Annotated in this window: 1 protein-coding gene; it reads right to left on the minus strand. The window is 75.1% G+C overall.

Annotated elements, in window-relative coordinates; translation table 11 throughout:
* Nucleotides 1–497, minus strand: a 497-nt coding sequence (locus K7G61_RS36065; protein ID WP_308190818.1) for a ketoacyl-synthetase C-terminal extension domain-containing protein, incomplete at both ends; no start/stop codon positions are given.

The raw sequence follows: 497 nt of genomic DNA on the forward strand, positions 1-497 counted from the left end.
GTCCTGCCGGTCACGGCGGCGCCGGTGACGAGCCGGGGCGAGGAGCCGCCGCGGGCCAGCGCGTCCAGGCCGTCCAGCGCGTCCTGCCGGTTCGCGGCGAGGACGACGGCCCGCCGCGCGAGCGCGGCCCGCCCGGTGGCCAGGGTGTGCCCGAGGTCGCTCACCTCCACGTCACCGTGGGCGTCGAGGTACGCCCGCAGCCGCCCGGCCTGCTCGGCCAGCGCCTGGTCGGATGCGGCGGACACCAGCAGCGGTACGGTGCCGGCCGTCGCCGGAAGACCGCGGGTGGCTGCTCCGGCGTCGTCGACGCCGCCCCGCGGGTCACTGGTGTCGGGGTTGTGGGTGGTGGTGTCGGTGGGGGGTTGTTCGAGGATTAGGTGGGCGTTGGTGCCGCTGATGCCGAAGGAGGAGATTGCGGCGCGTCGGGGGTGGTCGGTGGTGGGCCAGGGTTGTGGGTGGGTGAGGAGTGCGACGGTGTTGTCGTGCCAGTCGACCAG

The sequence above is a fragment of the Streptomyces sp. HPF1205 genome, from assembly GCF_020400825.1.
Lineage (GTDB): Bacteria > Actinomycetota > Actinomycetes > Streptomycetales > Streptomycetaceae > Actinacidiphila.